We start from the raw sequence: 25,521 nt of genomic DNA, 5'->3' as shown, positions 1-25,521 counted from the left end.
GCAATTAAGGCAGTGGAATTATGATAGACATGACAAATTTGTTGCGTTCAATCGACAACAACCACAAAGGGCTGCAATTGCTATTGGGAGATTTTTACAAGGATTTTTCTGACGCAGCATCAAACATCGAACAGCTTCATAAAGGCCATCGTTTCGATGAGCTTAACCATTACGCAAGAAAGTTGAAGACAATCTTAACCCTACTATGCGACCAGGATTTGCCGCCTAAGATGGCGAAACTGGAGCATTTAAGTAAACACGAGTTCCCTGCTCCGGAAGAACTTTTAGAGGATGTAAAAGCTGAATTGCTAAACGTTAATCGACAAATAAATCATTTGTTAGAACTAGAAATCGTTTCAGATAACAAGGTATCGAGGTAGGTCATGAGCAATAATCAAATTGAGCATCACCTTAGAAAAGCCCTTGTTTCTAATACAGAAGCCACTAAGGTCACAGCAGACGATACCATAGTACTAGCAAGTGCAATGAGTAGTGTTCACAAAACGCTGCTTATTATATTTATGCTGGCACTGGTTGCGGTTGCCGTAGCGTCACAAGCACGTATAGACATTGTTGTTTCTGTTCGTGGTGAACTGCTTTTGGAATCTGACGTGGAAAAAGTTCAACACCTAGAAGGTGGGATTCTAGAAGAGTTGCTCGTAAGAAAAGGTGAAGTCGTTTATGAAGGGCAACCCATCGCGAGAATACGCTCACTCGACCGTAATACTCAGCTGGATACAGTAAATACGGAGATCATCCAACTTGAACTAGACAAGATTCGTTATGAAAGCTTGCGCGATATGGTGGAGCCCGACTTCACCACATTCATTGAGCAGTACCCTGAACAAGTGCAAACCAACATGAACACTTGGCGACAAGAGTTCTCTAAAAATCGCTCTAATGAAGAACTCATCACTCATGATATAAAGCACAAAAACTCCCTTATCAGCTCCATGCTAAAGCGCCGTAAAAGTTCAGAGAATCAGCTTTCATTGATTCGTAAACAGCTCAATATCAAAAACACCCTCTATAAAGAAGAGATGGCTTCTTACGTAGATGTTCTCAATATGCAGGTTCAAGAGTCCAATATGGTGCGTGAAATAGAGAACCTGGATGAGTCGGTAATGAACGAGCGCTTCCAGTTAGACAAACTAGAAAAGCAACATCGTGATTTAGTTGAGAACCGAAACTCAGAGTATCAAGCACAAATCATCCAAGCGAACAAAGATCTCAAACTGAAACGAATCTTACAACCGCAGCACTCAGACAAGGTTGACCGCCTAGTCGTTTATTCACCGGTTGATGGCGTGGTCGATAAATTGCACTTTAACTTCCGCTCGGCGGTTATTCCTCCAGGCGAGAGTATCGCTGATATCGCACCGATCAATAACTCCCTTCACGGCGAAGCAAAAATCCCTCGTAAAGACATGGGGTTTGTGGAGATCGGCCAAGCAGTAAAAGTGAAAATGGATACGTATAACTTTGCCAAGTATGGTTTTGTAGAGGGAACCATAGCCTCTATCAGTCGATCATCTTACGAAGAAGAGGACGCTGAGTTCTATTTGGCAGAGATTGAGATAAGCCAAAATTTTCTTGAGCGAGGAGGCACACAATACAAACTATCCCCTTATATGGAATTTACTGCCGATGTCAAAACGGGCTCACGCCGAGTCATCGAATACGCAGCCAAGCCTGTGATGTCCGCCATCGAAGATGCTTTCGATGAGAGGTAATGAATGAGCGGAAAGCCTTCATACAATATTTCGGTACCTGCGCTACGTCTAAGCATACTCTTTAGTGTGGTATTAGCTGCGCTTGCCTTTTATTTGTATTTCTCTTGGTCAAAGGTTGACTCGGTATCACAAGTGCAAAATACCCCGCTTCTTATCAAAGCCCAAGAGCTGAATCAAACCATAGAGTCAGACATTCAAACCTTACAGCGCTGTATAAAAGCCAATAACTGCAGCGCTAATGACTTAGATCTAACTACATTAAAGGGCGAGATTGACGAGTTTCGTTCATTAGCCTCCTTAAACAAAACCGAGTTCAGCTTGGTTGGCGCAACCGAATACACACAACTTGAATTGGCGATTAATCGTTTTTCAGATAGCTCAAAAACCCGTAATGACGTACTCGATTTATATCTTTCGCTCACCAACAACTACCTACAGATGGACGATAACTATCGCACCATGTTTAACAACCATGCAAGTGACCTAATGGCTGAGAAAAATGAGTTTTTCGTATGGCTATTCATGGTGGTGGCAGTGTTGGCTGTGATTAGCGTATTGTCCAATTTAGTCGCGATATTTAAGCTTAAGAAGTCCAGCTCAAATGAACGAGTCATTGACTATGAATTTGATGCGCTATACCAAGAGCTTAAACAACTGGATTTGCAAAGACTTGAAGAGCTTCTCAACGAAGTGAGCATCAACCCCAAACAGCGACAAATATACTCTCACCTCAAGTTGATCTTCAGCAAATTAGAAGATCAAAAGCGCAATAACGACCTTTATAAACAACTGTATGCGCTCATTGGCTATGAAATTCGCGGTATTACCAACACCATCAACGGTGGTGTTCAGTACCTAGTTCAAGAGACCGATGAAAGTGGCGTATTAATGGCGAAGGACATTACCTCCGCTTCCAATACCCTTTCTGAGCTAGCTGAAAACTACAACCGTCTGATATCTCAAGGAACGGAAAGCAAATCGAAAGAGTTCTCGCTGCTCAGCGTCTTATCAGAATTGATGATTCATATCAGTGCTAAAGTTCAACGAAATGAAGGCGAACTCGACTGCTTCATTTCCGACAACTTACCCAATCGCGTTGAAGGTCAATCCACCAGCTTGTTCTGGATTCTGTTTCTACAGCTTTCAAACGCAATTCAACTTAAATCAAACAAGAAGTTATTTGTGACCATTGAATCAGGCGCAGCGTCCGATATGGAAAACACGCGAGTCACGATTAACCTCAACTTTCTCTCAACCCTAGATGTGTCGGTGGCAAAGTTAAACAAGCTCCATTGGAGTGCTCATAAAGACCACACGACCAACACCGATGACTTGGCTAAGAGCGTGCTAAAAGATTATGGCTATTACGAAAGCCATTGGTTCCAATCAGGAGCCCAAGAGCGCTTTCAGATTGAGCTAGACCTCAAGGCGAAAAACTTCCATACCGAGAAAACTCGCTTCGATGGCAAGCGTTTACTGCTATGTGCTAACACTCAAGTTCGTATTGATGTGATGAAAAAGATGCTCGTAAATTTAGGACTAGATATCACCGAAGTTCGTACTGCAAACGAACTGTTCTCAGCAGCTAAAACCTTTGGTGACTATGACGCAATTATGTTGACTGACACCTTTGAACCTAACAAGCTACCGTCATTGAGCAAAACGGTGAAATCTCAACTCAAGAACCACCCGAACACCAAGCTACTACTGTCTGTCACGAATACTCAACATGCGCAAGAGTGTCACAGTTTTGTCGACAAGATCATCAACTCTCCTGCTATTCCGTATGAATTCATTCCGAACCTACTTGCCATCATGGAAGCAGAAGCCTCGGAAGAACAGATGGAAAACAGCTCATTCCTAATCGTGGAAGATGATCGAGTTCAGCAAATTCTTCTCAAACGAATTCTAACAAAACAAGAATACGAACCGGATACGGTTGGCGATGGTGCCGATGCGGTTAAGCACTTCATGAATAAGCGTTCTGACATCATCTTCATGGACTGCATTATGCCAGGCATGGGTGGCATTGAAGCAACCAAACGCATTCGTCAATTTGAACAAGAAAACGAGAAAAACCCTTGTACCATCATTGGTGCAACCGCATTGACCAGCAGTAATGAACATCAAGCGTGTATAGAAGCAGGGATGGATTACGTGATCAGCAAACCTTACAAGAGCGATGAAATCATCAAGGTGATCAACAAGTATGTGGCGGTACAAAAGCTTAACTAGCAGCATTATCGCTGCACTTGCAATCAGCACGACTCCTTCGGCAATGGCAACTACCCTGCTTGAGACGGTAGAGCTCGGCCTGCAAAACAGTCTATCCCTAAGAGCCAGTGACAAAGGCGTAGAAGAGAACGAATACAATATTGGTATTAGTCGTTCTAAGTTTCTCCCTTCGTTAAACGGTGCCGCCGATACCACATGGAATGAAAACGAGACCTTGTTATCGGGAGTTCCTGATGAAACCTCTAGCTATAACTCTAACAGCTATAGCCTTTCCCTTTCTCAATCGATATTTAACCTTGGTGACATTTTCAAATACGGCACCGCAAAGCTCGATTTCAATATCGAAGAAATTAAGCACGAAAACAAAATTCAAAGCACCATTTCAGAAATCGGATCTCAGTATTTTGAATACCTAAAAAACAATGCGCAAATCAAAGCGACCCTAGTTGAACTTAAATCATCTGAGACGCGAGAGCATCAAATGCGACGTAACGTAGAGCTAGGCAACACCGCGGCCAGTGAGCTATATGAGGTTATTGCGCAAAAAGAAGGAGTCGCTAACCGATTAAGAACGCTCCAAAAAGACCGACGCGTCATTCTTAACGGGTTATCGATTCAGATTCAGTACCCTATTACTCCGTCACAAGACATCTACGAAAGTGTTCCACTAAAAGAGATAAGTGAGACAGAGCAACGCTCAATTATGGACCAAGCGCTAAAACTCAATAACGATCTACTGGTCGCTAAGAAAAACGTCGAACGAAGCCGTCGTAGCTTAAAAGAGAGTGGGTCCAACTTTTTACCAACCGTTTCTCTTTCAGCCAGTTACCGCCATGACGATGCCAATAACTACGACAAAACAGACATCACTGCCACTGGTGAAAGTAACTCAACCAGTGTTGGACTGAATCTAGCCGTACCTATCCTATCGGGTGGCTCGGACTACTATGGTTATCAAAAATCATCGACGGCCATCGAGCGCACAGAGTTGCTTTATCAAGACTCGCTCTACACCACTCGTAATAGCGTGAACACATCAGTTCTTAACATTAACGACTTTTCTCAGTCGATCAGCAGTTATGAAAACATCATTCGTGCCAACTATGCCTCTTACAAAGGGATTCAACGTGCATATCAACTAGGCACGCGTACTATCACCGATTTACTCGCCGCAGAAAGCAAACTGTTTAGTGCGTTGCGAGACTACGAAAGTGCACGTTACGACTACATCATTGAGACGATCAAGCTTGAACAAATTAAAGGCGTACTGTCGATTCAGTCTATTGAGAGCATTATGCAATTAATGAGCGACATCGAAGGACGTGATAACCAAGATTTAGTGCCGAAACACCTTCTCTCAACCGAGTCACTAAAGAAAGGAGGTCGCAATGCAAACTGAGCAATTTTCTCAGAAAATCAATATGGCTGATAAGTGCTATCTCACTTTCTCTACCATTATCTCAACACTATTTGGTTTGGTACTGCCTTTCTCAATTCTGATCATTTTTGACCGAGTATTGCCGAACCAAGCACAAGACACCCTTTTCTTGCTGTTCGCGATCATTTTGATTTCGATATTCCTCGACTACCACCTAAAAAATCAGGAGGAGAAAATCTCCTCCGTGATCATGAGGCAGTTTGAGACAAACCTAACCAACAAGGTATTTCAATCCATCTGTTTAGCTGAAATATCTAAATTTCGCCGCTTAGAGCCGGGGGAATATCTAGAACGCATCGCCACCATCCCCGAACTAAAAACCTTCTTTGGCGGGGAATCGGTTAGAGCGCTTATCAACCTCGCAGTCAGTGTACTGACCATACTTATCATCGGATTAATCAACATATGGGCAGGTATCACCCTTCTCATTGCGTCACTGATCTTGGCTATATTCGCTTGGAGCCTTTCTAAACAAAAGATTGGCAGCTTGCAAAACAAGTCAGACATCGAGGGCTTAACCACATCTAAAATCATTGAGATCATATCAAGCCCACTGGATATCAAAGCGCGAAATATGGAGTACCGCGTAGAAAGCTTGATGACACAAATGGTAGAGGAGCGTGAAGTCGAGAACATCAAATACGAACAGATTGAATCTAACTTCAGTTTGATATTAGCGTTAATTCAACAGCTCTCAATTGCTTGTGTGGTGGTTGTTTTGGCGACAGCTGTAATCAATATGGAATCAAGCCAAGGGATCATGGCTGCGATTATTATGCTGACCAACCGTTACTTCGCCCCATACCAACAAGTCATGCGCACTGCGAGCCGCTGGGAGCTAAACAAACTCCACATCCAGCGCATTGCGGAGTTATTGGAGCTTGCCGCCTCTGTTGAACACCAGCATGAAACCACGGAAGTTGAGCGGATATCGGTTAAATATTCAGACAAACAGCGTATCGAGTTTGAGCGCGGCCAAGCGTATTTGCTGACAGGGAAGAGTGGCTCGGGTAAAACCCATTTGGCGAATTGCATCACTCGACAAAACAGTGACAGCAAATTAGAGATAATGATCAACAACACGCCGTTAGATGAGCTGAACTACAACGTTTGGCGCAACAGCGTATTGATGGTTGATAAGACCAGCTCCTTCGTAGAAGGCACCATTATTGATAACCTGACCTGTTTTCGCCCAAGCTTGAATAACACCGCCTTTGCCTTGTGCGAAACCATGAATATCAAGGCACAAATCGACGGGCTGCCTGCCGGTTTTTATACCGAACTCAAGGGCCATATGAGGAACCCTTTCTCACGCCAAGTGGGATACGCCCTGTTGTTGGTTCGTGCGTTACTGGCTAGCAAGCGTGTCTTAATATTTGATGACATCGATTGTGTCTACGACGATGAGTTCGCCCGCTTGGTGCTCACCAGTACCGCTTACCGAGCCAACGATAAGATCCTCATCATTGCCAGTAACAAAATGGACAAACTGAATCACCGCCTCAAACGCGTCAAACTAACGGGAGGTGACCAATGAGTATCTTAGTTGATTTCAATAATGTACCGCAGCGAGTGCTCGACTTTGAAGCCAGCGGGTATGACGAACGTTATATCCAATCACCACTGATTCGCGGCTTAGCCTACACCTTAATTGCCCTCGAGTGGGAAGGCACACCAGCGATACTCAGCGATGCATTCATTCCAAAGCCAAAAGACAGCGACAGTTTTACTGCGACTATCGAACGCCTTGGTTACCGCTGTGATGTCACCAAATTAAAAACACTCGAAAACATCGATAAGCACCCTCACCCATGCTTTATTGAGATAGAAAACCTTAGTGCTATCTTTCTTGGCACCAAAGATGGCAAGTTGATGCTGTTTGATTACACCAACAACAACACCATCGAATATCCAATGTGTAAAAAACCTTGCTTGTTGATTGCAATCAGCGAGTATTCACGCTTGTTCCGCGAACCACCACCAGAGTCACAAGACCGAAGTAACTGGATCAAATACGCGTTCTATCGTTATAACAATGAACTCAAAAGTTTAATCATCTTAAGCTTCGTGATCAGTATATTAGGTGCACTCCAACCCTTCTTCATCATGAGTGTATATAACTTCGCATTGACGTCCAGCTCTGAAGCCACCCTCTATTGGTTGACCCTATTTGCGGTGATTGTTGGATTCTCTGAATACTTCTTTAAGAAGATGCGGGTCAATATCATTGCCACTTCCGGTAAAGATCTCGCGGTTCATATATCGCAAGCCGTGATATCGAAGCTGCTATGGTTGCCCTACGCGATGACCTCAACCGCCGGCGTGTCATCTCAACTTGCCCGCTTAAAAGATATCGACACGTTTAGACGCTTGGTTACCGCAGAATCCACACTTAGCTACTTTGATATGCCGTTTGTGATTGTGTTTATCATAGCCATTGCTCTGATGTCCGGTACCGCGGCACTCGTGGTAATGGGTGGATTGATCTTGATGTTAGTGTTCTGTGTATACTCGCGTTATATCTATTCTCAAGCGACGTCCAAAAGCTCTCGGGCTAACGCCATGGTTTCCTACCAGTGGAATGAGATACTTCGTGGCATCAAAACCATTCAAGGGTTGCCGCTCCTGCGCGTGGTACAATCTCGTTTTAGCGCTTCTCACTTACAAAGTACCAATGATGCCGAAAATGTTGCGGTGACGAATAGTAAAATTCAGGCTGCTGGCGGTAGTTTGATTCAGGTGATTGGTACTGCAAGTATCGTGACTGCCGTTATTGGCGTAATGGAAGGTACCTCAGATGCCGGAGCCATGCTCGCAACCGTGATTCTGGTATGGAAAGCCTTAGGCCCAATCATGGGTATCTACAATTCGATCTCCAAGTTTCAGTCAATTAAGGCTTCATCGGCACAGATTAACAATTTGATGTCGATGAATGACGACAAGCTAACACTTGAAAAAAGCCCACCGATTCGCCTGTTCCAAGGCAGTATTGTAGGCAGTGGCGTGAGTCACCGTTATGCCGGCGCGGCAACAGGGCTAACCAACCTTGGCTTCAAAATCCCACCAGCAGCAAAAGTGGTGGTTTGTGGCCCTACCGGATGTGGAAAAACGACGTTGATATCCATCATTGCTGGCTTAGAAGACCGTTATCAAGGTGCTGTCTCTGTCGATGGTTACAACATTAAACAATTCAACAGCTATCGCTACCGTACCTCAATTAACTACATCCCTTTTAACCTACATATTTTTGAAGGCTCTTTAGAGACCAACTTCATTCTGCACAATGGGTTAATTCCTACTGAAAAGATGAAAGAGATGGTCAGCTTCTTCGAGCTAGATGAATGGTTACCAGAAGGGTTAGCAACACAGCTCAGTGTAGACAAATGCAAAAGCCTACCTAATGGAATTCAGCAAAAACTACGCCTCGCCCTTGGCCTAGGCAACTGTGAACAATCTCTGATAATCATCGATGAGCCATTCAACGGCGCTGAGCAAGAAAACGCCCAATATTTTAACCGATTATTTACTGATAAACTTTTGAATAAGAGCGTAATTTTCTCAACCAATGACCCGGGATTAATCGCGACATCGAACATGAGTCTAGTGTTAGAACCTGACGGGAACCTTAAATATTTTGGCTTAACAGACAAATACTTAAATAGCTTAAGCTAAAACTACAACGTACATTCACAATTCATTCGCCAGATAAATGGATAACATTGACACGCGGGTGATCGAGAGGGATGATTCGCTCAAAAAGCACATATAACAAGGAACCAGATGTACACATTCGTTGCTGACAAGCTTGATGTCACTTACTTATCCGCAATTCCTGAAAACCATCAACTTCAGGAATGCGATGTCCCTGAAGAAGAGCTAGAACTCCGCGAAATCATTGAGATATGGTATGAATGTTCTTTCCTGCCCGCTTTTAATCTTCAAAAGGTCGATATTGCCCACAAGGCGGAGCTTACTATTATACAAGCCCATGTATTGAATAACGATACTCAGACCTTAGCTTTCCTTCTCAAAAACAGAGTCTATCGTGCTGCACTCAAGCGCATCTTAGGTGTTTGGAAGTTAGAACACTCTGCAAAAGATATACTAGAACAACTTCTATCCGCAGCAAATCAGAGTAAAACTCGTACTCATTAATCTTGCTTTTGACATATTCATCAGCAAGCACAAGGAGAACAATAGAACTAACATCAATAAATTGCCGCCAATTATTGGTTTAATCAAAATAAGTTTCGGAATCATAAGAACTTATACTCCTCCCACAGTTCCAAAAAATTAACTCGTACAAAGTTTCCATATCGCTATTTTTATTCTACTGTTTTTATATAAAAACAGTTGGATGGATCCTTATATGGCGATTACGGTCTGGAATAACCTTTCAGTCAAACATAAACTCTTTGGCTTAGTTCTACTTCCCATTTCACTTTTACTCTTCCTAGCAGGCAGACAAGCGTATATTTTGACGACACAGTTAACTGATTTTGAGCGCACCAATCAGTTATCTGTCTACCTTCAAGATATTTCTGTCTTATACAGAAGCACATTAGCGTCGAGTCCTGAAGAGTTTACCGCTCAAAGTGAACAAGTTAAGTCAGAACTCAAAACCTTATCTCCTATTATCTTTCTAGGGGCTTCTGATGAAATGAATCAGTTAGTCGCGGATTTTAGCGAAGCGACCTTATCGACTATGGAAGCAACTGACACTTACGATAAATTGGATGCCCTTGAATGGCAGAGCGATTTATATAAACAGTTGTTACTTGAAATCGAGAAAGTCCCATTTGAAAACACCAAGCGTGAAATCCAACAACATCTCACAGCGCTACAACAACTAGAATGGTTGATGTTCTGGTCGAACGAAGAATTTAAATTGGGTACCTCGCTTATTGAGATATTCCAAAGTAGCCAAGAATACAATCCCGAACTAGCAGAACAGATTGAAACCCTAAGTGAAAGGCAACAACTGTTTTTGGAACGCTTCGTGTCATTGAATGCCAATGAACACCAGGTTTCACTAATGGTTGAAGTGTTCAGAAATGATGTGTTTGCTCAAAGCCAAGAAATAAGAAACGCTCTACTGGATCTCAACGCTCTTAGTGAGTTAACACCTCAAGAGATATCTGTCGGCTTGGAAGCAATGAGCGCGCGACTTAACCTATTGCAAAGTTTAGGGAACGTCATCAAACAAGAGTTCCAAGTTGAAGTTGAACAAGCAATCTCAGCGGCTCAAGTACAAAGAACATTATTCATCTCTTTAGTCGCCCTACTCGCAACGATTGTTATGGGCTTAACGCTGAGCTTAGCAAGACAGGTAACCAATAATCTTGGTTTGGTTCTGAAGTTCTTAAAGAGTGAGAATGATGAAACTCGCCCTTCACTGGAAAAGCTCATTCAAGGTAAAGATGAACTGAGTCTATTCGCTCAGCAAGTCGAGCGTTTAACTATTGAAAGAGAGCACGCTAAAGAAAAGCTCACGCTAGCGAAAGAAGACGCAGAGCGAGCTAAAGAGGACGCCGAAGAAGCGAAAGATCACGCAATACAAGCAAGTAAGGCGAAAAGTAGTTTCCTAGCCAACATGTCACACGAGATCCGTACCCCATTAAATGGCGTTATCGGTATCTCAGAGATCCTTTCTGATACTCCATTAACCCCGACACAGCGTGATTATGTAGACACTATAGAAACCTCTTCTCAACTCTTGCTTAGCTTAATCAATGACATATTGGACTTCTCGAAAATTGAATCCGGTATGTTGCTGATCAGTCCACATTCTGCGTCTATCCGCGAATCCATTTATGACATTGCGTCGATTGTTGCGCCAAAAGCCAAAGAGCAAAAAATATCAGTCAACGTTGATATCAGCCCGGATACTCCAGCCCGAGTTATGATCGATGACCACCGTCTAAGACAAGTGCTGATGAACTTTATGTCGAATGCTGTGAAGTTCACAGCTGAAGGCGGCGTTACCCTCTCGATCAACACTCTCCAACAATCCGACGACAAGGTCACAGTGCGCTTTGCAGTGCGAGATACGGGTATTGGTATCGATAAGCAGCAGCAAAAACAGATATTCGAACCTTTTGCGCAAGAAGATGACTCAACGACTCGTCAGTTTGGTGGTACTGGCTTAGGACTTGCCATCAGTACTCAGCTCGTAGAACTAATGGGCGGACAAATACAGCTAGATTCAGTGAAAGGCGAAGGTAGCTGTTTCTATTTCGACCTAGAATTAGCGGTTGACCTAATGCTACCGAAGCCAAGCTCAGCTTCCGCAGACATTTATATTCTTGGGCATGCTAACTTGCTTTCAGAGCGTATCGAAAACGACCTAAAACTCTATGGGTTAGAAGTGGCGCAAACCACCGATAATACGAGCGAGATTAGTGACCAAATCACCAACAAACAACACACAAAACCGACTACGGTTATCTTTGCAGAAAGCGATGAGTTCCAAGCTAGCGACTATGCCGAACAACTAGATACGCTCCATAAAAATGGCGCGACTATTTGTTTAATTCGTTCCTTCCTCAGCGACCCCGCCGACATCGGGGAATGTATCGCGGCACAAGTGTCACAACCCCTGCTCGGTCTGCGCTTAATAAAAGCAGTCGAACTTTGCGATACCCAGGGGTTAGCTGAGCTATCGAATACAAACCAGTCCGAGCTTCAGGTTCAACATAAGATCTTGATTGTCGAAGATAACAAGATAAATCAAAAAATCGCCGGTCTACACGTCGGAAAAAGTGGGTTCGAATTTGAATTCGCTAACAATGGGCAAGAGGCCGTGGATATGTTTACCGCGAACCCTCATTACGCAGCAATCTTGATGGATTGTATGATGCCTGTCATGGATGGCTTTGAGGCAACGGGTCACATTCGACGTATCGAGAAAGACACAGAAGCAACCCGCCGCATCCCTATCATTGCGTTGACTGCCAGTGTTATCGATGACGACATACAAAAGTGTTTCGATGTGGGTATGGACGATTACGTGCCTAAGCCGTTCAAGTTCGAGATGTTAAAAGAGAAAGTGCTAACGGCTGTCGAAGCAATGCCGCTTCCAGCAACACACAATACAGCGCCAACGCACAACTCAACCGTTACCCCTATTCACAAAGCCACCTCTACAACTCAAGCAGCGAAAACCACGCTACCGGAGGAGCCTCAAGAAGAATCTGTACCAAGTAAATCTGAAAAGATTCTTTTAGTCGAAGACAATCGTGTAAATCAAAAAGTGGCGTCGGTCATGCTTAAGAAAGCAGGTTATACCTTTGAAATTGCGGACAACGGACAGATTGCCGTTGATATGTATCAGAACGACAGCAGCTTCGACATTATTTTAATGGACTGCATGATGCCGGTGATGGATGGTTTCACCGCAACCAGGGAGATTAGAGAGCACGAGAAAAACCTAGGCTTAACAAAGACTCCTATCATCGCGTTAACCGCTAGCGTTATCGACGATGATATTCAAAAGTGCTTTGATTCGGGTATGGATGGTTATGTTGCGAAGCCCGTAAGAAAAGAGAAACTATTCCATCAAATTGAAAGCGCGACTTGCTAGGAGAAACCAATGGATTGGAAGAAAACAATAAAAACACTCCAGTGCAGAGCTGTGTTCGTCGCAGTACTAGGGCTATTAGGAGGTCTACTTCTTGTTAGCCCAGCTCATGCAGCGGAAGACTACGCCATATTCTCTTTAGATTCAGGGTTTGAAGAGATATCAATTAACAAAGCAAGAAAACTATATCGAGGAAAAACCAAACGTCTTAACAGCAAACGTGTAGAACTATCAGATTGGCCTGAAAACAGCGCCGAAAGAGAGGAATTTTATCAACTTTTACTAGGAAAGAACGCCGCTCAAATGAACGCTCACTGGGCTGGGTTATCTTTCTCGGGTAAAGCGCGTTATCCAAGAGAAATAAAATCGGCGTCGACAGACAGCTTAGTGGATTGGCTCAACGACAAACCTAACCGTATTGGTTATGCCCCACTCTCTTCGATTCCTCAAAATGCCAACGTTCTCTACGTTATAAGCTCGGAGAAATAACATGAAAAAAATAATTACGTCAGTGCTATGTGCTTCAATTGCCTCTCCGGCTTTCGCGATCATCGAGCTCACCGATAACTTGTCTCTGAGCGGCTTTGGTTCAACGTCTTGGGCAACATCAGACAACGACAACCCATTAATCATCAATCGTGGTTTTACCGATGAGAGTTGTTACGACTGTGATACCACTTTTGGTGTTCAACTCGATTATTTCTACGACTCATTCAAAGCCTCTGTGCAAGTTGTTAAAGCTCCTCAGTACGATTGGAGTGATCCGCAATTAGAATGGGCTTACCTTGGTTATGAATTCAATGATTTTGATGTCAGTATTGGGCGATTGAGACTGCCTCTCTTCCTTGCATCTGAGTACTACTATGTTGGTCAAGCCTACATGACAGCAAGGCCGCCTACAGAGGTGTATAACGCCGTATTGGGTATCACTGCGTTCAACGGTATCAAAGTGAGTTGGACCCATGATGTAAGCGATGAAGCGACGTTGTTACTCTCTCCGTTTTTCGGAATAAAAGACAACAATGAAGTCGATTTTAATTCGAGTACGGAACTGGAATTTGAAACCAATCGAATGTTCGGTGCCAATCTTCAGCTTAGTGGCGAGAACTATCGTTGGAACTTATCCTTCCTAGATTCAAACTTTGATCAGACGGTTAAGATTAAAAACGTTGGTTCTCTTCCAAAACAAGATAACCAACACATTCAACTTTGGTCGTTGGGTGCTGAGTACGAATTTGGTCAAGCAATACTGGCCAGTGAAGGTCAAATCAGTGACTTCTCCTCCTCGATGTACGCAAGTTTAGGTTACCGACTTAACTCATTCACTCCGTACGTGGTTTACGGAGCTGAGTTCGACTCAAATGAACATCTAACCGGCAACAGCTATTTAATTGGTGTTGATTACGACGTGTTACCTAACGTCTCTATCAATGGTGAGGTGCAATACTTTGAAGCTCGTAAAACCAACGGCGCCTTTGTTGAAGACTTCAATCCACTGACGGGCTTTGATGATAAAGATGCAGTGCTCTATACCATCATGCTGAGCTTTGTGTTCTAACCTCTACCGATAAAACACGTAACCAGTAAAACGGAAAGCCCAAGACAACACCTTTGTCTTGGGCTTTTTATCATCAACTAAAATTGCATTAGTACTTAAACAGCACTTTCACGTCACCCGTCAATGCGGACTCATCAACGTAACCAATGGCGTTAGTTTTTGACGCTACCGTTGTGATGGCCTCGCTATAGTCTGCAACTTGAATAGGCGCTTCAGCTTTACCTGTAAACACTAGCCTTGACCAAGCAGATTGTAGCTGAGATTCACTGCGCCCCGTTGCGACCTCATGGAAGGCAAGTCGACCCTCTGAACCATCAACTAACTCTATAATTTGCGCCTTAGTTCCGTTAGCCAGCTTGCTCTTTTTACCCATAAAGAGCTTTTTGACATCCGACTTCGACAATGACTCCACACCTGCATTGTTACCAATAACAACCATGCCTGCCGATACATTAAATGAAAGGATGGCTAATGTTATCGCTGATAATAAAGTTTTCATGTTGCCTCCTTAAAATACGAAATCTAGACGAGCTGAATAGACAATTGAGCTATCTTCAAGGTAATTCCCTGTCGCCATAAATGGGTTGGCTGCAGACGTCTCAACATTGGTTTGGAAGCCACCGCTTGTATCGCGGTAATCCACGTAAGTCACGTCAGCCTTTAACGACATATTCTTAGCAAAGTCCCAGCGGTTACCGATAGAGTAAGAGATACGCTCGTAATTCATCGACTCTTTAACTGCCGTAATCGTCATGTTTTCACGTTCATCGTTATCCGTGGTTTCAACCCAGCTAACTGAAAGGTAAGGTGTAAACTCATTGATTCGATAACCGACCAAGCCTGAAACGGATTGATAGTCGTAGAATTGACCTTCAATTTGAACGTCAGCGGCTTCTACGTTAACCAGTAGGTCGCCATTATCATATTGCGCCCCCAAAGAGATAAACTGACCATCTTGGCTATCAAGTAAAGGAGCTAAATGGCGGCAGTACGGGTCCGTTGATGTATTGAAATCACAAGATGGGTTTGTTTCAGCAACCAAGTAAGAACCACGGAAAGTAAAATCATCAACGTTCCAGTTCGCGCTCAAACCATACAATTGATCTAACTTAACCTCACCTACGATTGAATCTTCCTCATCGATAGTACCAATACCAACCAGTGGCTGCAGCAACAGGCTTGAATCTTCAAGCTCTATCGGAATCAGCAAATCTGCGCCGGTATAACCTTTCAAAACAATGTTTTCATAAAGCTCTTGAGACGGCCTGATCATTGGGTACGCATAGCCTAAATCGGTATAGTCTGAATAGAAGAATAGAGGAAGACGAAGCTTACCTGCACGAGCAGTAAACGAATCGAAATCATAAGACGCGTAAGCCATCTCAAATTTTGGATCATAGTCATAGCGGCTATTAGCAACCACCTGTGTTACGAATTTAGCACGCTCGTTGACTTGAAAGTCAAACTGCACCCCCGCTAGCATCTCTTGTTCCCAGTCAAGTTTTTCGTCAGTGTAACCCGCATAACCTATGGCGTTATCTGACTTACCAATACCTACAGAACCGAATCCGCTAATACGAATATTGTCCATACTTGTAGCATTAGCGCCAAACGCCATGCCTACGAGTGCAGCAACCACTGTCTTTCTCATAACTAACTCCATTGTTATGTTATTTTCTTGTTTTTATATGAATCACCCGAATTTCGGGTATAGACCTCCCTCCTTTATGTTTCACGAACAAGGATAGAGAGGACAATTAGGGGCTTTTAACTCACTTTAAAGTGGCCAGTTAATGTTGATATGTTTCGAGTGACCTCTTGAATATCATGGGCGACAGCATCAACTTGTTTTACACTGTTGCTGGTGCCTTCGGCCATTTTGCGAATTTCTTCTACAAAGCTTTCTATTCGGGTTGAGGTCTGTTCTTGCTGCTCTGTCGCAGCGGCAATACTTTCGTTTCGTTGGCTGATTTCGGTGACATCTGATGTAATTCTTTGCAGCGAACCTTCAGCCACTAAGAACTTCTCTACACAATCTTCTGCTTTGATAACGCTTTCAGAGATAATGTTCGAAGCGGTTTGTGCTTGTTCTTGAAGTTGTAAAAGCACCGACTGAATTTCTTGGGTTGAAGTTTGTGTCCGTGACGCTAACGTTCGAACCTCGTCAGCAACCACAGCAAAACCTCGACCTTGTTCTCCAGCACGAGCCGCTTCAATGGCCGCGTTAAGCGCTAACAGGTTGGTTTGTTCTGCAATTGCACTGATCGATTCTAAAATTGAACCTGCACTCTGTGTGTTGTCGTTCAGCTGTTTCACAACTTGCGATGCATTGCTGACATCGTTCGTTAGCTCTTTTACCGCAACGATGGTGCTCTCAACTTGCTGCTCCCCTAAGCTTGCTTGTTCACTAGCACTAGAAGCAGAAGATGACGCATCGTTTGCATTGGTTGCAATCTCTCGAGCAGCAAGAAATAGCTGATTCAATGAGCTAGAAACTTCTTCAATTGAAAGGTGTTGCTTGGTAGAAAGCTCGTTTGTAACTTGGCTCGACTTAACAAGAGAGCCAGAGATTGAATCCAGTTGAGTCACGTTGTCTATGGTATGGGTTACGTTCTGTTGCAGATGAGACACGAAGCTATTAAACGACTCTACTAATGGTTTAAGTTCATCATTTTTCTCGTGTTGAAGGCGTACTGTTAGGTCTCCGTCTCCCTCAGCGATATCGTGCATCTTATCGCTAATGTTTGCCAGATCCGCTCGAATTCCTCTTACGACTAACCACCCGAAGATACACATAGCAAGCATTGCCACAGCACCAGAAACACTCATGATTTGGTTAGCCTGTTTATTATTGGCTTCTAGATCTTCAACTGCATTCTCGAACTCAGTTTGTCGGTCTGCGCTGAACTCACGCATGCCAAGGGTTAAGGCATCTAAAATCGCGGTACTTTCTTTTGCTAAACGACCGGCTTCGCTCAGACTGATCTCCTCATCGATCATTCCTTGGGCAATTTGGTAAGCAAGTTCAAAATATTGATTGGTCTTATTTTGCAGAAGCGTCGATTCACCCTGCAGAGAAGGATCCAGCGTGATTTGAATATTGAAGTTACTTTGAATCGCAGCAAGAGTTTGCTTGTTCATTTCCAAAATCTCTTCATCACCAAGCGTTACAGCTAAGTTAAAGCGCTCCGCCAATTGCGAGATCAGCACACTGTTTAACGACGCCGCGTTCATCACGGGATAAGTAACTTGGTCAATTCGATTAACCTGCTTGGTATTGCTAGTAAGTGTATTCCCACCGACAAATAGAATACTAATAAACCCTACTAACGAAACCAAACATAACGCCAAAATTCGATTCTTAATCGATAGTGTAAACATAAGCTTCCTTGCTAAACAGTATGACAAACCGCACTAGTATTTTTTGGCACAATAACAGATCTGACCAGTTATTCAATCGGTCAATACAAAAATAGTGATAAATATGTAAATATTGTTTATAAAATGTATCGACCAAGAAAATCACCATATAAATCATAAGTTTTAATTTTCAACTTCATCAAATACAGCTTAATTCCAAGCTCGTCATCCTGTTTAAAACTTAATGTTTATTCGACTTCATACTCAACTAACATATTTAAACGCACGTATTCCATAGGCTTAATGTCGAGTTGAAATATATAAAAACACGATGATTCAAACGCGTTACCAATAATTAAATTTCCTACATGCCCTACACTTTAATAACTGTGTCAACATCGTCAGGTTTGTGTAAGAAGGCGACAGGCTCAAGAACTTACTCTTTTTAATTCAGTCAACCTTAGAGCGACTAAATTAAACCTCTAATTGGAGAGCGCATGCGTATAGCAACTTTATCTTTAAGCTTGGTTTCAGCGGTGGGTTTTGCTGCTGAGCCCAGCCCTTTTCCGGTAATGCCAGATGCTGAAGGTGACAAATTCATGGTTAGTGCGACAAACCCCTATGTCAGCAGCACTGGCTATTCGATACTGAAACAAGGCGGCAATGCCATCGACGCCATGGTGGCGATGCAAATGACCATGTCGGTGGTCGAGCCCGACATGACCGGGATCGGCGGCGGAACGTTTGCTTTGTTTTATCAGCATGATAAAGACCAGTTTCTCGCTCTTGATGGACGAGACGAGGCTCCTTCAAGCGCTACACCCGACATGTTCATGGAAAACGGCAAGCCACTGAGTCGAAATGAAATTTTAGGTCCGCGTTCGGTCGCAGTACCTGGCACTCTTCGTCTACTTTATAGTGCCCACCAAGAGTATGGGAAACTACCTTGGTCAGAGTTAGTTCAACCGGCCATCGACCTGGCTAGCAAAGGTTATGCGATGAATAGCTACACGTACGACATTGTGGTCCGTGAACAAAGCCGTTTAATTGAAGATCCAGAAATCAAAGCGCTGTATTGGGATAACGACGAAATCAAACCGACGGGCACCTTTATGACCAATCCAAAGCTTGCCGACACGTTGACCAATATTGCTCAACAAGGTGACAAATACCTTTATGGTGGAGAGTTTGGTAAGAACATTGTCGAAACGGTCAACAGTCGCATCGATTCCGACCACGCAAAATTATCCATCGAAGACTTTGAGCAGTACCAAATCAAAAAGCGTGACGTCATTGAGAGCGACTATCGTGGTAACAAGATCGTATCCTTTGGTTACCCTGCCTCTGGTGGCGTGATGGTAGCGCAAAGCCTAGAAATGCTAGAAGCGTTTGATTTGGCAGACATGCCCAAGACCGACGCAGAACCATGGCGCTTGATGACAGAGGCAATGAGAATCGCTAAAGCCGATCGTATTTCTTACGCCGGTGACCCTGATTATGTGGAAACCCCCATAAGTGCCCTGCTTGATAAATCTTATATTGATAATCGACGCCAACTGATCCCAGAAAATGGGATCGCTCAATCAAATCCAAAAGCTGGGAAGGTTTCAGATTCCGACTACGCACAACATCAAGGCTTTGAGAGTAAGGATACCGGACACATCTCCATCATCGACAAAGAGGGCAACGCGATAGCTATGACGAGCACCGTCGGTACAGGAATGGGCTCTGGCGTGATGGTAGACGGTGTGATTTTGAATGCGCAAATGGCGAACTTTTCTACCAAACCAACCATCAATGGCAAACCAAGCCAAAATGCAATTGAAGCAGGCAAGCGTCCTCGCTCAGCAATCACGCCATTAATGGTCATGGATAAGCAAGATGACCTACGTTTGGTTGTTGGCTCTCCGGGTAGCTCACAAATTCCTGGGTACGTGTTAAAAACCGTGGTTGGTGTTGTGGATTGGGATCTATCAGCGCAAGAAGCGATTGACCTGCCAAACATTCAATACGGTACTAAGATAGATCGCACCAAGCCCTATGACCCAACAGGCCTTTTGGTCGAGAAAAAAACCTACGCCGAAATGTTGGTTCCAGAATTCATGCAACTTGGTTACCCAGTGCATGTCATACCTGTCGTCAGTGGCTTAAACGCCATTGAAATCAAAGATGGAAAACTTTACGGCGCAACAGACAGACGTCGCGCATCCAGTTCTATGGGTGAATAGATGTTTTATGAGTGAATAGATGCTTTATGAGTGAATAGGTGCTTTACGGGTGAGTCGCTCGGCTCACCCACTATAACGCCTCTGATTTGTCTCTTGTTCCAACCACACATTTTAGAATCACTTCCAAATGCAAAAAAGCCAGTCGAACGTTTCGACTGGCTTTTCAATAACTCACTCTAGTTTATCGATTAACGCAATTACTATGAACTTGGCGCTACTCGCTTCTCTTTCAACTGCTCGATCACATAGTCAGGTGCGACTTTACTAAGCTCAGTCAAACATTCATCCGTTTTTTCATTACCGTAACGAACGTAAATATCACATACAGCGTAGAGTTGCTCTGGAGCGCCAGAAATCAAATACGCCTTTTCAAATGATTTTGTCGACTTGTCGATATCGAGATCTTCTTGCAATACGCCGTTGAGATACCAGTAATAGCTGTTGTCTTTCGCTAGTTCAGCAGCCACTTCAATCTCTTTTGCTGCGGCGCCCTTCTCTTCTAATCGAACTAAGGTCAGCGATTTTGAGTAATGCAAAGCCGCATTGTCCGGCACATTCGCTAAACCACGATCTAACACTTCAACCGCTTGTTGGTCTTTCTTCTGAGCTCGGAAGTTGTCTGCGTAACTCAACCATACTTGAGGATCATTTTGATGCGTTTTAATCAGCTCTAAATAAACCGTTTCCGCCTTTTCCCACTCATTGTGCCAACGTAGGACATCTGCAAACAGTAACTGAAACTTCTCTGATTCTTGTGTTTCCAAGAAAGTGATCAGCTCTTTTACCGCCGGTTCAATTTCCGCTTTTTGCGCTTCATCTAGGGTGTTGAAATCACGAACTAAATTCGATGTCGCTGTGTGGCGAACCATGGTATCACTGTCTTTAAGCAAAGGGGAAACCAATGCCCAACGATGTTCCAGTTGATATGGTTCAGAGCCAATAACCGCAGCTTCGCGTACTTCAGGGTCTTGGTCTTTCAAGCCTCTTGCAACGGCCACCAGCGCGTTTTGGCTTGGGTATGAAGCCAATTCTTGCAAAGCTCCTGTGCGGTTTTCAACAGACTGATTCTTATCTTGTGCCATGTAAGACAACTGCTGAATGCGTGTTTGAGTGTCAGTCATTTCAAGTACTTGATTAATGTTCTGTGCAGGTGCGTCAACAGTAGCTTGGACGCTGTTAGCTGCCATTGCAGATGTTGATAGCAATGCGGACGTTGAAATAACTAAAGCAACCGCTGTCGCTAAACTCTTCTTGATCATAGTGGTACCTTAAACTTGAGAACTTAGCCTGTCCCTAGACTCATATCTGTTTGAATTATCGTTAAGATTGATAGACCTTGAACTAGAACTTGGTCTCGAACGTCGCTTGCTTAGCCATCTCTGCACGACGTGCCATCATTACAGAGTCGCTGTACTTGCCGTGAGCAACAGGGTGTCTCATAGCGCGAGCGATGTACGCCATCGATTTATCGACATGAGAAAAGAACTTGTGCCAACCCGCGCACAAGTAGTTCAAACCCGGCTCACCTGAACGCGTTTTAATAAAGCGGTTCTTAGGACATTCACCATGGCAAGCAAACTTGTAATCACATTGCTGACATTGGTTGGTTAATGTTCGTGATTTAGCAAAGCCAAACTTCTGTTGTGAAGCGCTGTACGCCAAATCATCCAACTTCTCGTGGTGGATATTACCGATTTTATATTCTGGATAAACATAGTGGTCACATGAGAAAACGTCACCATTAGGCTCCATTGCCAGGCCTTTACCGCAGATCTCATTCAAGGTACAAAGTGGATTAGGACGACCAATCCACGTTTCTAAACTTGCTTCGAAATATTGAACGAACACTTTGCCGATATCGTTTTTCGCCCACTCATCAAACACGGTAATCAGGAAGTTACCCCACGCCAGATCTGACACACACCATGATTCCATGATTGAATCTTTATGACCCGGGATCAGGCGCTTGTCACCCTGCTTCAATTGCTCGCTCACTTGAGAGGTTTGCGGTGCAACCGTTCTAAAGGTTTTTTGCTCAACGATAGGGATAAACTGCATTTGCGGCGACTTCACCACATCACGTAAGAATCGGTACACTTCTAGTGCATTTTGACTGGTCAGGTTGTTCACGCAGGTTAACGTCGCGAATTTCACTTGGTGCTTGTGCAACAGCTCAACAGCCGCCATCACTTGCTTGAACGTACCGCGACCGGCTCGGTTAGTTCGGTAGGCGTTATGCAGCATCTCTGGGCCATCAATACTTAAGCCTACCAAGAAGTTATTCTTTGCTAAGAACTGTCCCCAATCGTCATTCAGTAATGTGCCATTGGTTTGTAGGTCATTGGAAATCAATACACCTTCAGGTTGGTACTTCTTCTGTAGTTCAACCACACGTTCAAAATAAGCCAAACCAAGCATGGTGGGTTCACCACCCTGCCATGAGAAGATAATTTCTGGCGTATTCTGGCCTTCGATGTATTGTCGGATATACGTCTCTAACGTTTCATCATCCATTCTTGGAGAACTGCCTTTCTTGTACTCCAACAAATCTTGCTTACTTAGGTAGTAACAATATTTACAGTCAATGTTACACGCTGCGCCAATCGGCTTCGCCATAACATGTAAGCGCTTAGACGCTTTACCATTATATTGAGGACCTTGAGTAATATGCATGATTTACCTACCTATCTTATTATCTTGTTCCCATCATAATTCCGAATGAAGTCAGTGGCATGTTATACCCTTTATAACCAATAGGAATGACCAAAAACGTTAGAATTACACCCTATTTCGAACATTTGAGGCACGTGATGAAATTTATCAATTACAAACATTTAGCAGCAGTCAGCGGCGTCACCATGACTATTCTTCTCAGCGGCTGTTCAAGCGTGCCAACACACCCTATTGCCCAACAAATTGACCAAGATATGGTTCTCGTTGAAGGCGGCACATTCACCATGGGTTCAAACAGCCCAGAAGCAAGTAAAGCCGAGCGCCCAGCACGTAGTGTTACTGTAGATAGTTTCTACATCGCCAAGTTTGAGGTGACTCAAGAATTGTTCGAATCTGTCATGGGCTCATCTCTCAGTTATTTCCAAAACCCACAAGTTCCCGTTAACAACCTAAGCTGGCAGCAAGCGAACTATTTCGTAGAGCAATTGAATGAGTTAACTGGCGAAGATTACCGTCTACCAACCGAAGCAGAATGGGAATTTGCTGCCAAAGGTGGCAACAAAAGCAAAGGCTATACTTACAGTGGTTCCAATAACTTAGATGATGTTGCGTGGTACTCAGCAAATTCGAAAAATAGCGCACACCCAGTCGGGCTAAAGAAGCCAAATGAACTAGGCTTATATGACATGACCGGTAATGTTGGCGAATTCGTGATCGATGCCTTCGATGACACCTTCTACCGATTTGGTCCAACAGACAATCCAAACAACGCTAAACACAGCGACGTAGGCTTATCGCACAAGTCTGTTCGCGGTGGCAGTTTTGCTTATGACGAAAATGAATCGGAAAGTTACCGTCGTGATTTCGCAAGCCAGTCCATCACCATGTCGGACATGGGATTGCGGTTGGTTAAAGATGCGAACTAGATACGTGAATAACCCTATCTCAACGTTAAAAGTCTGACCACACGCTAGAACAATGCGTCAACACTGAATAAGGAAACCCTATGCAATACACCAAGCTTTCAGGTCTTACACTTGCTCTACTCTGTGCTTTGCCCGCAACAGCCGCAGAGAAACCTGATTTGGTTCTTCAAATCACGGTTGATGGTCTGCGTGCCGACCTTATAGAGCGCTATAAGCATAACTTTGGTGAGGGTGGCTTTCGCTACTTGATGGATGATGGCACCTATTACACTAATGCCAATTATCAACACGGTAATACAGAAACCATTGTCGGCCATGTATCACTAGCAACAGGCGCTCCACCAAGTGTACATGGCATGGTGGGTAATGTTTGGTACGACCGCAGTGAAGAGCGTTTAGTGTATAACGTAGAGGACGGCAACTACACCATGTTAACCTCTGGTGCTGGTGTCGATAAGGCTACAGAGATAGATCCAACACAAAAGACAGCACAAGGCGATGGCCGTTCTCCAGAGCCAATTCTTGCGACCACCTTTGGTGATGAACTCACTATTTCCAACAGCGGAAAATCAAAGGTTTTTGGTGTGTCAGTGAAAGACCGTGGTGCTATCTCTCTTGCAGGACACAGTGGAAAAGCGTTTTGGTTCTCGAAAGCACAATCTGAGTTTGTCACCAGTAATTATTACTATGATGAATATCCAGATTGGGTATCTCGTTGGAATGAGAAGAAAGTTGCAGCGCAATACTCCAAACAGAAATGGGAACTCTCGTTGCCGCGCGACCAATATACACTTCAAGAGCACGATACTGATTACAAGGTTAAGCTAGGTGATTTCCAAAGGACTTTCCCTCACCCTTATGGCCCAGCGAGTTACAAATATTACAGCACCACGTTAACCGTGAGCCCCGCTGGTGATGAGATTACAGAGAACTTTGCCAGCACACTATTGATGCAAGAAAAGCTTGGGCAAGGCGATGCCACCGACTACCTATCGGTTAGCTTCTCATCGAACGATTATGTGGTCCATCTATACGGCCCAGAAAGCTTAGAAACGGAAGACAACTTAATTCGACTTGATAAAACTATCGCGAAACTTTTAAAAACCGTCGATGACCAAGTGGGGTTAGAAAACACACTCATTGTTTTGTCCGCCGACCATGGCGTACCTGAAGCGTCGCCTGCGGCAAATGCGCTTGGCTTTAATCAAGCACAATACTTCAACAAAGATACCTTACTATCGAGTGGTGTTGAGAAACGTTTGAAAGACCAATTTGGTTTAACTAAAGATGCGATCCGCTTGTATGCACAGCCGTACATTTACCTGAATCATGACCTTATCGCTGAGAAGAAGCTTGACCTAGCAAAAGTTCAGGAAGCGATTGCAGATGAAATTTCGAAAGTGAAAGGCGTAGCATTTGCTGTATCAAGCAGTGATATCGCTAAGAACAGAGTACCTGATACACACGTCATGCAGCTGATTAAAAACAACTATCACCCAGCGCGCTCTGGTGACGTTTATGTCGTATTTGCACCGCGCAGCTACATCAACGACATGGAAGGTCTTCAAATCGCGTCGACACATGGTTCACCATGGAAATACGACACTCATGTACCGGTTATCTTCGCAGGTTATGACGTAGAAGCTAAAAAGGTATCACGAGCAGTTACGCCTTATGATATTGCACCGACTCTGTCTAACAAGCTAGGCATCACACAGCCAAGTGGTTCGATTGGTGAAGTATTGAAAGAAATCGTCGACTAAAAGCATTAGCACTAACACCGATTAAACC

General features: G+C 43.9%; 18 protein-coding genes. 13 read left to right on the top strand and 5 right to left on the bottom strand.

The window, feature by feature from the left end:
- Positions 1–17 precede the first annotated feature (17 nt).
- The 10 genes from F0228_RS01830 to F0228_RS01785 all read left to right on the top strand — a co-directional run bounded on the left by F0228_RS01830 (position 18) and on the right by F0228_RS01785 (position 14,543).
- Positions 18–380: a hypothetical protein gene (locus tag F0228_RS01830; protein WP_171761804.1), complete on the top strand. Its 363-nt coding sequence runs from the start codon at positions 18–20 to the stop codon at positions 378–380.
- Positions 381–383: 3 nt separating this feature from the next.
- Complete coding sequence (locus F0228_RS01825) at positions 384–1,733, top strand: HlyD family type I secretion periplasmic adaptor subunit (protein WP_171761777.1); 1,350 nt, start codon at positions 384–386, stop codon at positions 1,731–1,733.
- Positions 1,734–1,736: 3 nt separating this feature from the next.
- Positions 1,737–3,968: a response regulator gene (locus tag F0228_RS01820; RefSeq protein ID WP_171761776.1), complete on the top strand. Its 2,232-nt coding sequence runs from the start codon at positions 1,737–1,739 to the stop codon at positions 3,966–3,968.
- Positions 3,943–5,367 (top strand): TolC family protein, encoded by a 1,425-nt coding sequence (locus tag F0228_RS01815; protein WP_171761775.1) that lies wholly within the window; start codon positions 3,943–3,945, stop codon positions 5,365–5,367. Before F0228_RS01820 ends, F0228_RS01815 begins: the two co-directional genes overlap by 26 nt.
- The gene (locus F0228_RS01810; RefSeq protein WP_171761774.1) at positions 5,357–6,943 is read left to right on the top strand and encodes an ATP-binding cassette domain-containing protein; all 1,587 of its coding nucleotides are present in this window, start codon (positions 5,357–5,359) and stop codon (positions 6,941–6,943) included. Before F0228_RS01815 ends, F0228_RS01810 begins: the two co-directional genes overlap by 11 nt.
- Positions 6,940–9,078 carry an ATP-binding cassette domain-containing protein gene (locus F0228_RS01805; protein ID WP_171761773.1) on the top strand — a complete coding sequence of 713 codons (2,139 nt, stop codon included), beginning with the start codon at positions 6,940–6,942 and terminating at the stop codon, positions 9,076–9,078. The genes F0228_RS01810 and F0228_RS01805 overlap by 4 nt, the downstream gene beginning before the upstream one ends.
- Positions 9,079–9,186: 108 nt before the next feature.
- A complete protein-coding gene (locus tag F0228_RS01800; protein ID WP_171761772.1) occupies positions 9,187–9,561 on the top strand; it encodes a hypothetical protein in 375 nt (124 codons plus the stop codon).
- Between the two features lie 214 nt (positions 9,562–9,775).
- The gene (locus tag F0228_RS01795) at positions 9,776–12,988 is read left to right on the top strand and encodes a response regulator (RefSeq protein ID WP_171731564.1); all 3,213 of its coding nucleotides are present in this window, start codon (positions 9,776–9,778) and stop codon (positions 12,986–12,988) included.
- Between the two features lie 9 nt (positions 12,989–12,997).
- Positions 12,998–13,474, top strand: coding sequence for a hypothetical protein (locus F0228_RS01790; protein ID WP_171731565.1), 477 nt, complete (start codon positions 12,998–13,000; stop codon positions 13,472–13,474).
- A gap of 1 nt (position 13,475) precedes the next feature.
- Positions 13,476–14,543, top strand: a complete 1,068-nt coding sequence (locus tag F0228_RS01785; protein WP_171761771.1) for a sulfate ABC transporter permease — start codon at positions 13,476–13,478, stop codon at positions 14,541–14,543.
- Positions 14,544–14,631: 88 nt separating this feature from the next.
- On the opposite strand, the gene F0228_RS01780 is transcribed toward F0228_RS01785, so the two are convergent.
- The 3 genes from F0228_RS01780 to F0228_RS01770 form a co-directional block, all read right to left on the bottom strand.
- Positions 14,632–15,042, bottom strand: coding sequence for a phosphate ABC transporter substrate-binding protein (locus tag F0228_RS01780; protein ID WP_171731567.1), 411 nt, complete (start codon positions 15,040–15,042; stop codon positions 14,632–14,634).
- A 9-nt stretch (positions 15,043–15,051) separates the two neighbouring features.
- Positions 15,052–16,194 (bottom strand): hypothetical protein, encoded by a 1,143-nt coding sequence (locus F0228_RS01775; protein ID WP_171731568.1) that lies wholly within the window; start codon positions 16,192–16,194, stop codon positions 15,052–15,054.
- A 116-nt stretch (positions 16,195–16,310) separates the two neighbouring features.
- Positions 16,311–17,777: a methyl-accepting chemotaxis protein gene (locus F0228_RS01770; RefSeq protein ID WP_171731571.1), complete on the bottom strand. Its 1,467-nt coding sequence runs from the start codon at positions 17,775–17,777 to the stop codon at positions 16,311–16,313.
- Between the two features lie 623 nt (positions 17,778–18,400).
- On the opposite strand from F0228_RS01770, the gene ggt reads away from it, so the two are divergent.
- On the top strand, positions 18,401–20,131 hold the full coding sequence (gene ggt / locus F0228_RS01765) for a gamma-glutamyltransferase (RefSeq protein WP_171761770.1): 1,731 nt from the start codon (positions 18,401–18,403) through the stop codon (positions 20,129–20,131).
- 200 nt (positions 20,132–20,331) lie between these two features.
- On the opposite strand, the gene F0228_RS01760 is transcribed toward ggt, so the two are convergent.
- Positions 20,332–21,390 (bottom strand): hypothetical protein, encoded by a 1,059-nt coding sequence (locus F0228_RS01760; RefSeq protein ID WP_171731107.1) that lies wholly within the window; start codon positions 21,388–21,390, stop codon positions 20,332–20,334.
- A gap of 82 nt (positions 21,391–21,472) precedes the next feature.
- Positions 21,473–22,804, bottom strand: a complete 1,332-nt coding sequence (locus F0228_RS01755; RefSeq protein ID WP_171731106.1) for an anaerobic sulfatase maturase — start codon at positions 22,802–22,804, stop codon at positions 21,473–21,475.
- A 137-nt stretch (positions 22,805–22,941) separates the two neighbouring features.
- On the opposite strand from F0228_RS01755, the gene F0228_RS01750 reads away from it, so the two are divergent.
- Together F0228_RS01750 and F0228_RS01745 are read left to right on the top strand one after the other, a co-directional pair.
- Entirely contained in the window at positions 22,942–23,730 is a 789-nt protein-coding gene (locus F0228_RS01750; protein WP_105058118.1) for an SUMF1/EgtB/PvdO family nonheme iron enzyme, read from the top strand.
- An 80-nt stretch (positions 23,731–23,810) separates the two neighbouring features.
- Positions 23,811–25,493 carry an alkaline phosphatase family protein gene (locus F0228_RS01745; protein ID WP_171761769.1) on the top strand — a complete coding sequence of 561 codons (1,683 nt, stop codon included), beginning with the start codon at positions 23,811–23,813 and terminating at the stop codon, positions 25,491–25,493.
- Positions 25,494–25,521 lie beyond the last annotated feature (28 nt).

Source organism: Vibrio sp. 99K-1 (assembly GCF_013114585.1).
GTDB classification, from domain to species: Bacteria; Pseudomonadota; Gammaproteobacteria; order Enterobacterales; family Vibrionaceae; genus Vibrio; species Vibrio chagasii_B.
Note: the sequence above shows the minus strand (reverse complement) of the source record. Positions and strands in the feature narration are given on the sequence as shown.

What these genes read in the sequence shown, in the direction of transcription:
- F0228_RS01785 (WP_171761771.1), top strand. Translation starts at nt 13,476, where the DNA reads ATGAAAAAAATAATTACGTCAGTGCTATGTGCTTCAATTGCCTCTCCG.
- F0228_RS01760 (WP_171731107.1), bottom strand. Translation starts at nt 21,390, where the DNA reads ATGATCAAGAAGAGTTTAGCGACAGCGGTTGCTTTAGTTATTTCAACG.
- F0228_RS01755 (WP_171731106.1), bottom strand. Translation starts at nt 22,804, where the DNA reads ATGCATATTACTCAAGGTCCTCAATATAATGGTAAAGCGTCTAAGCGC.
- F0228_RS01790 (WP_171731565.1), top strand. Translation starts at nt 12,998, where the DNA reads ATGGATTGGAAGAAAACAATAAAAACACTCCAGTGCAGAGCTGTGTTC.
- F0228_RS01810 (WP_171761774.1), top strand. Translation starts at nt 5,357, where the DNA reads ATGCAAACTGAGCAATTTTCTCAGAAAATCAATATGGCTGATAAGTGC.
- F0228_RS01770 (WP_171731571.1), bottom strand. Translation starts at nt 17,777, where the DNA reads ATGAACGCGGCGTCGTTAAACAGTGTGCTGATCTCGCAATTGGCGGAG.
- F0228_RS01775 (WP_171731568.1), bottom strand. Translation starts at nt 16,194, where the DNA reads ATGAGAAAGACAGTGGTTGCTGCACTCGTAGGCATGGCGTTTGGCGCT.
- F0228_RS01825 (WP_171761777.1), top strand. Translation starts at nt 384, where the DNA reads ATGAGCAATAATCAAATTGAGCATCACCTTAGAAAAGCCCTTGTTTCT.
- F0228_RS01815 (WP_171761775.1), top strand. Translation starts at nt 3,943, where the DNA reads ATGTGGCGGTACAAAAGCTTAACTAGCAGCATTATCGCTGCACTTGCA.
- F0228_RS01805 (WP_171761773.1), top strand. Translation starts at nt 6,940, where the DNA reads ATGAGTATCTTAGTTGATTTCAATAATGTACCGCAGCGAGTGCTCGAC.
- F0228_RS01800 (WP_171761772.1), top strand. Translation starts at nt 9,187, where the DNA reads ATGTACACATTCGTTGCTGACAAGCTTGATGTCACTTACTTATCCGCA.
- F0228_RS01745 (WP_171761769.1), top strand. Translation starts at nt 23,811, where the DNA reads ATGCAATACACCAAGCTTTCAGGTCTTACACTTGCTCTACTCTGTGCT.
- F0228_RS01820 (WP_171761776.1), top strand. Translation starts at nt 1,737, where the DNA reads ATGAGCGGAAAGCCTTCATACAATATTTCGGTACCTGCGCTACGTCTA.
- F0228_RS01750 (WP_105058118.1), top strand. Translation starts at nt 22,942, where the DNA reads ATGAAATTTATCAATTACAAACATTTAGCAGCAGTCAGCGGCGTCACC.
- F0228_RS01780 (WP_171731567.1), bottom strand. Translation starts at nt 15,042, where the DNA reads ATGAAAACTTTATTATCAGCGATAACATTAGCCATCCTTTCATTTAAT.
- F0228_RS01795 (WP_171731564.1), top strand. Translation starts at nt 9,776, where the DNA reads ATGGCGATTACGGTCTGGAATAACCTTTCAGTCAAACATAAACTCTTT.
- ggt (WP_171761770.1), top strand. Translation starts at nt 18,401, where the DNA reads ATGCGTATAGCAACTTTATCTTTAAGCTTGGTTTCAGCGGTGGGTTTT.